The organism is Streptomyces sp. NPDC058240, from assembly GCF_042882135.1.
Lineage (GTDB): Bacteria > Actinomycetota > Actinomycetes > Streptomycetales > Streptomycetaceae > Streptomyces.
The window spans coordinates 1-4,780 of the sequence record NZ_JBHVWT010000118.1 but is presented as its reverse complement, the minus strand read 5'-3'; the positions used below and the strand labels follow the sequence as shown (position 1 = coordinate 4,780).

The window sequence follows — 4,780 nt, the reverse complement described above, 5'->3', positions numbered from 1 at the left end:
GGGCGAACAACACCTTCACCGGTTGTGCCCCCAGCCGCAGCCGAGCCCGTCCGATCGCCCCGCTGGTGGGCACCCGCCACGTCTTCGACCAGCGAAATCGTCCGTGGTCCTCATGATGCTGGCTCGCCTGTGGCCGGTTCAGGCGGCCTGGCCGAGGCACTCGGCGGTCGGAAATTCGTCGCGGAGCTGGGTGAAGTCCACGTTGAGCCTCGGGTTGTACGCCTCAGGCTGGATGCCGAGTTCGGTATTCGCCGAACCGCAGGATGTGTTCAGTCAGGTGCGGCGAGATCTGGGCCAAGTTCTCGGGGGCGATCTCCCAGCTCTCCTCCAGCAGCCGGCGGACGATCTCGGCGATGTCCAGTGCGTTGCTCGGACGTCGTGGTGAACTCCAGCTTCTCGGCGAGGTCGAACATCACCGCCCGGTCCCGGCCGATCTGCCCGTACAGGGAGGGCAGCCGGAGTGCGCCAGAAACAGGCAACAGGAGTGTTCCGGGGAACGTGGTCACACGCCTTCTTCGACGTCGTCGGGGTCGACTACTACGCGTACCACCGGGACCGGGCCGCGCACAACAAGGGCAGGAAGTGGCCGCAGTCAGGGCAGGAGGCAGGTTCGGGGGATGTCGCCCTCGTCCTCCGCCTCAGTGGTCCTGCTGCTCTCCGGGAGCCTCCGCGCCGGTTCCTCCAACGAGGCCGTGCTGCGCGCCGCGCAGGAGGCGGCGCCGGAGGGTGCGCGCACGGTGCGGTACGCGGGCCTCGGAGAGCTGCCGCACTTCAATCCGGATGACGACGACCCAGACGGCACGGGGCAACTCCCGTTCTCGGTCGTCGAGTTGAGCGCTGTCATCGCCGGGGCCGAAGCCTTGCTGATCTGCACTCCGGAGTATGCGGGCACGCTGCCCGGGTCGTTCAAGAATCTCCTCGACTGACCGTCGGCGGCACGGAGATCTGCGGACAAGTCGACGGCCTGGGTGAACGCCGCGGCGCCGGGGCGCGGAGGCCACGCTGCAGACGGTGCTCGGCTATACCGGCGCCGCCGTCGTGAAGGAGGCGTGCGTCCGGCTCCAGGCGTCCGACCAGTACCTCCGTGAAGGGCTCACGAAGGTACTGGCCCGACTGGTGCGGCGGGGCGACAGGGACGGCTCATGAGCAGCGAGAGCGCCAGATTCGGGGCTCTCGACCGCAGTCCCACCGGCCAGCCGGCCAAGGTCGACCTCCGCGACGTGTTCAACGCGATCTGCGCTGGCCTGGAAGGGGGTGGCGGCACTATGGCGGACAGCGGCGCCGCCTGAGCCCCATGCATCGGGGTTATCCGCGCGCAGCTTCCCAGGCGGCACTGGCTCCGAAGTAGTTGTCGTACAGCTCCTGGACTTCGAGAAGGCTCTCCGGGGGGACTTTGCCGTATCGGATGCGCTCAAGGTGGCGGAAGTACTCAAAGCGCTCGACCCCGGGCGTAATGATCACGAGCATATCGGCGATCTCGCCCGGGGCAGCGGCAAATGCATGTTGGGTGCCCGGTGGCACGACGATGGCATCCCCGCGCTCTGCGATGATCACTTGATCATCGGACAGCAACTGGGCGGTGCCGTCCAGGATGTAGAACATCTCGGCGGACTTGCTGTGGTGGTGCGGGACAGCTCCGTTAGCACCCTTGGCGAGCGTGACCCGCATGCTGGAGAGCGCGCCCCCGGTGGCGGAGCTGTCGGCGAGCAACTGGTTGATCACAGGACTGTCTGCGCCTACCAGTTCGGCGTCCGCTGCGCGCACCACGGTGGCGTCTTCGAAGTCAGGGATGAACAGGGACATGGATTTCACTCCCAAGATGTTGCTGTCTCGGAGAGGGCGTGTGCTGGGCCGAAGGCCGTGACGGTCTCTTACAGGGGTGGCTGATGGTCGGCCCAGGGCTGAGTGGCTTCGAGTTGGTGGGCGAGAGCCAGGAGGGTGTGTTCGCTGCCGAGACCGCCGACGAACTGGACGCCCAGCGGTAGACCTGTTGGCGTGCGGTACAGGGGGACGGACATGGCCGGCCGGCCCGTGATGTTGGCGAGCTGAGCGAAGGGGACGGTCGCGAGGTTGGCAGTGACCTGGTCGGCCCAGAGCTTTGTCCTGGAGAAGGGGCCGAGAAGTCGCACTCGCAGCAGGAATTCACCCAACAGGCGGGTGACACGGGAGGTTTCCAGTTCCCCGACGCGTACAGGAGCCCGCGCCAGGGACGGGGTGAGCAGCATGTCGTAGCGCTCGTGAAATGCCGCCAGCGCACGGGTGTGGGTGTTCCATCGCAGGTGTGCGGCCGTGTACTCGGGGGCCCGCACCACCCTTCCTGCAGCTGCGAGCAGGCGGCTGTCGAGTTCGATGTCTCTGGTACGGGCGCCTGTGGTGCGTTGGATGTCCGCGATGGTGGTGGCGAGTTCGACGGACCACATCAGCAAGAAGTCCTGGGCGATCTGATGTCCGTCGATATCCAGCTCGACGGGCTCGACCTCATGATCCAGTCCGGTGAGCAGGGCCACGGCATTCTCGACCGCCGTGACCGCCTCGTCGCCGACGGAAGTCCCGATCGGGGAGCTCGTCAGGTATCCGATGCGCAGTCGGCCGGGGTCTCGACCGACCAGATGTGCATAGGGCTCGGCTGGGAGGGCGGACAGGTAGGGACCGCCCCTGTCAGGGTTGGCCGTGAGGACGTCGAGCATTGCCGCGGTGTCGCGCACGGATCGGGAGATCACACCCTCGGTCGCCGCGCCGAGCAGGTACTCGGCATGGTGCGGGCCGCAGGGCACCAGGCCGCGGCCCGGCTTGAGCCCGAACAGGCCGCAGCACGCCGCCGGAATCCTGATGGACCCACCTCCGTCGCTGGCCCCGGCGACCGGAACGATCCCAGCAGCCACCGCCGCCGCGGCACCCCCGGATGATCCTCCGGGGGTATGACCCAGATTCCACGGGTTGCGAGCCGGGCCGGCCGCGGCGGGCTCGGTGACCGGCTTGCTGCCGAATTCCGGCGTGTTGGTTTTCCCGAAGATCACCAGTCCGGCGTCGAGCCATCGCTGCACGACCGCACTGTGGGCCGGTGCGACATGCCCGCGCAGGGACCGTGAACCGCCGGTTGTGGGGAGTCCCGCGTAGTCTTGCATCAGATCCTTGATCAGGAAGGGCACACCGGCGAACGGTCCGGACAGTTCCGTCGCGGCCCGCTTCTGCGCGATTTCGTACATGGGCTGCACAATCGCGTTCACCTGGGGATTGACATGCTCTGCCCGGCCGATCGCCACCGCAAGCAACTCTGCGGCGGACACGTCGCCACGGGCGACCAGCTCGGCCAGGCCGACCGCATCGAAGTTCCGGTACTCGCTGTACTCCATACGACCCTCTTTAACTAGAGGTATTAGTTTTAAGGGCACCGTAGGCTATGCACCACCAACAGCACAAGCTCGGACAGGACCGCCAGGTGCCAAGACCGTCGAAACCACTTCTGACACGCGACCTCATCATGCGGACGGCACTGCGCCTCGTGGACGAACACGGTCCCCAAGCCCTGTCGACCAATCGGATCGCCGCCGAACTGGGCGTGAAAGGCCCTTCGCTGTACAACCACATCTCCGGCCGCAGCGAGGTCATCGAGGGGCTACGCGAACTGCTCACGGCCGACATCGACTTCAGCGCAGCCGACCTCCGTCCATGGCCCGTCGCCTGTGAGCGACTTGCCTGCTCCTACCGCGACTCCTTCGCTGCACACCCCCGGACGGTTCCCCTGCTCGCTGCGCAACCCATCCAGTCGGCTGAGGTACTCGGGGCCTATGAGCAGGTCTTCGGCGTGCTCCGTGAAGCAGGTTGGCCCGAAAACGAGCTCTTCCCGGTCGTTCGCGCCTTTGAGTACGTCGCCCTTGGCGCGGCCACCGACAATGCCGTCGGAGTGAAGGAGGCCGCGGAGCCCGCCTTCAACATTGGAATCACCGCACTCATCCACGGCCTGGAGCAACGGCTGAAAGCCCACCTGCGAGCCACTGCCACAGAGTGAGAACGCATCGCTGCCGGAACGGACGGTGACAGCCATCCCAGGCGGCTGACCGGTGGACCTGGCTGGTCGTCGTGGCCCACACCCAGCTCCGCCTACGTGCGGAGTTTCGGGCGGGTCCAGCCGAGGGTCTGCTTGATCATCCGGAAGGTGTGCCAGGTCGAATCTGCGCAGGAACACCTGCCAGCGCCGGTCGACGTCCTCGCCGGTCAGGCCGGTGGCCGACGTCCACAGCCAGACGGGAAGTGGATCGTGGCCGCCGGGCAGGCGGTCGACATCCAGGCGGATCAACGTGCCTTCGATAACGGGGAGTTCGCCGCTGTGGTCGATCCACGCGGAGCGGGTGGTCAGACGAGGATGGACGCGGTCCCAGGCCATGGCGCGGGCCGTGCCGTAGCGGTCGGTGACCTGCGCGGTCGCGGCATCGGGCTCGCCCCAGGTGTCCGGCTTGGCGAAGCGGAACTCCTTGCCGTGCTTGGGCGGGCGTCCGCCTTGCGGCGGTGAGATCCACGCACCGGGACCGGCTTGCGCACCACACGGTCCGTGCGCATCCGCCCGAGGACCTCCACCGGCAGTCCTTCCAGCAGGTAGGCCATGCGCGGAGCGTCGTAGCCGGCGTCGAAGACGATCAGGATGTCGCGGTCGCCCGCCTTCCAGCGGCCCATGTCGATGAGGTCCTCGACTAGGGCCTGTTCTGAGTTCTGATCACAGTCGGGGTGTTCGCCCTTTGTTCGGCTGCTCCGGCTGGTAGTACGGTCGTATGACACGTGGCGA

8 protein-coding genes are annotated in these 4,780 nt (G+C 66.9%); 4 read left to right on the top strand and 4 right to left on the bottom strand.

Features of this window, described 5'->3' with window-relative positions:
- Positions 1-160 (bottom strand): transposase domain-containing protein (locus tag ACFVX4_RS41555; RefSeq protein WP_389988558.1); only part of this gene is annotated, 160 nt, incomplete at its 3' end.
- A 457-nt stretch (positions 161-617) separates the two neighbouring features.
- Between ACFVX4_RS41555 and ACFVX4_RS41550 the strand changes: the two genes are divergently transcribed.
- The 3 genes from ACFVX4_RS41550 (at position 618) to ACFVX4_RS41540 (ending at position 1,289) form a co-directional block, all read left to right on the top strand.
- A complete protein-coding gene (locus tag ACFVX4_RS41550; RefSeq protein ID WP_389988553.1) occupies positions 618-926 on the top strand; it encodes an NADPH-dependent FMN reductase in 309 nt (102 codons plus the stop codon).
- Positions 927-1,011: 85 nt separating this feature from the next.
- The gene (locus ACFVX4_RS41545; protein ID WP_389988551.1) at positions 1,012-1,146 is read left to right on the top strand and encodes a hypothetical protein; all 135 of its coding nucleotides are present in this window, start codon (positions 1,012-1,014) and stop codon (positions 1,144-1,146) included.
- The gene (locus tag ACFVX4_RS41540; protein WP_389988548.1) at positions 1,143-1,289 is read left to right on the top strand and encodes a hypothetical protein; all 147 of its coding nucleotides are present in this window, start codon (positions 1,143-1,145) and stop codon (positions 1,287-1,289) included. The genes ACFVX4_RS41545 and ACFVX4_RS41540 overlap by 4 nt, the downstream gene beginning before the upstream one ends.
- Before the next feature lie 16 nt (positions 1,290-1,305).
- On the opposite strand, the gene ACFVX4_RS41535 is transcribed toward ACFVX4_RS41540, so the two are convergent.
- Entirely contained in the window at positions 1,306-1,803 is a 498-nt protein-coding gene (locus ACFVX4_RS41535) for a cupin domain-containing protein (protein WP_389988545.1), read from the bottom strand.
- Between the two features lie 68 nt (positions 1,804-1,871).
- On the bottom strand, positions 1,872-3,392 hold the full coding sequence (locus tag ACFVX4_RS41530; protein ID WP_389988542.1) for an amidase: 1,521 nt from the start codon (positions 3,390-3,392) through the stop codon (positions 1,872-1,874).
- Positions 3,393-3,400: 8 nt separating this feature from the next.
- Between ACFVX4_RS41530 and ACFVX4_RS41525 the strand changes: the two genes are divergently transcribed.
- Positions 3,401-4,009 (top strand): TetR/AcrR family transcriptional regulator, encoded by a 609-nt coding sequence (locus tag ACFVX4_RS41525; protein ID WP_389988539.1) that lies wholly within the window; start codon positions 3,401-3,403, stop codon positions 4,007-4,009.
- Between the two features lie 344 nt (positions 4,010-4,353).
- Here ACFVX4_RS41525 and ACFVX4_RS41520 read toward each other — a convergent pair whose 3' ends face one another.
- Positions 4,354-4,773, bottom strand: a complete 420-nt coding sequence (locus ACFVX4_RS41520; RefSeq protein WP_389988555.1) for a transposase — start codon at positions 4,771-4,773, stop codon at positions 4,354-4,356.
- Positions 4,774-4,780 lie beyond the last annotated feature (7 nt).

Bases quoted from the DNA above. Each gene is read 5' to 3' on its own strand.
- ACFVX4_RS41550 (WP_389988553.1), top strand. From the start codon at position 618: ATGTCGCCCTCGTCCTCCGCCTCAGTGGTCCTGCTGCTCTCCGGGAGC.
- ACFVX4_RS41540 (WP_389988548.1), top strand. From the start codon at position 1,143: ATGAGCAGCGAGAGCGCCAGATTCGGGGCTCTCGACCGCAGTCCCACC.
- ACFVX4_RS41535 (WP_389988545.1), bottom strand. From the start codon at position 1,803: ATGTCCCTGTTCATCCCTGACTTCGAAGACGCCACCGTGGTGCGCGCA.
- ACFVX4_RS41525 (WP_389988539.1), top strand. From the start codon at position 3,401: ATGCACCACCAACAGCACAAGCTCGGACAGGACCGCCAGGTGCCAAGA.